Source organism: Aeromonas sp. S13(2024) (genome assembly GCF_041402405.1).
Classification (GTDB): domain Bacteria; phylum Pseudomonadota; class Gammaproteobacteria; order Enterobacterales; family Aeromonadaceae; genus Aeromonas; species Aeromonas veronii.
Genome location: NZ_JBGLRA010000031.1, coordinates 1 through 531, shown reverse-complemented (window position 1 = coordinate 531; position 531 = coordinate 1). Strand labels below are relative to the sequence as shown.

Here is a 531-nt window from a genome sequence, read left to right as displayed (position 1 = left end):
TAACCTTCGGGAGGGCGTTTACCACGGTGTGATTCATGACTGGGGTGAAGTCGTAACAAGGTAACCCTAGGGGAACCTGGGGTTGGATCACCTCCTTACCTTAAGATGTCGTGTTGTTGAGTGTTCACACAGATTGCCTTGATTCAAGTTTAGAGACAGTACACGAAGTGGGTCTGTAGCTCAGGTGGTTAGAGCGCACCCCTGATAAGGGTGAGGTCGGTGGTTCGAGTCCACTCAGACCCACCACTTCGTTCCCGATTATGGGGCTATAGCTCAGCTGGGAGAGCGCCTGCTTTGCACGCAGGAGGTCTGCGGTTCGATCCCGCATAGCTCCACCATAATCGGTACTGAATTTTGCGAGAAGCAAAAGCCATGCGTTGAACGATGTTCAATCTATGTCTTTGACTTCTTTATGAAGTTTGCTCTTTAACAATCTGGAAAGCTGATTTAAAAAGTAGTTCTCAAACATTTGTTACAAGTGCTTTGGAAACTTCTTGGCGAAAACCAAATTTTATTTGGTCCTTGTTGTAC

Annotated in this window: 2 tRNA genes and 1 rRNA gene; all 3 read left to right on the top strand. The window is 46.9% G+C overall.

From position 1 onward, the window contains the following. A 16S ribosomal RNA gene (locus ACB042_RS20100) occupies positions 1–98 on the top strand; the annotation flags it as partial. A gap of 71 nt (positions 99–169) precedes the next feature. Further along, positions 170–246, top strand: a tRNA-Ile gene (locus tag ACB042_RS20095). A gap of 16 nt (positions 247–262) precedes the next feature. After that, a tRNA-Ala gene (locus ACB042_RS20090) sits at positions 263–338 on the top strand. Positions 339–531: the final 193 nt, after the last annotated feature.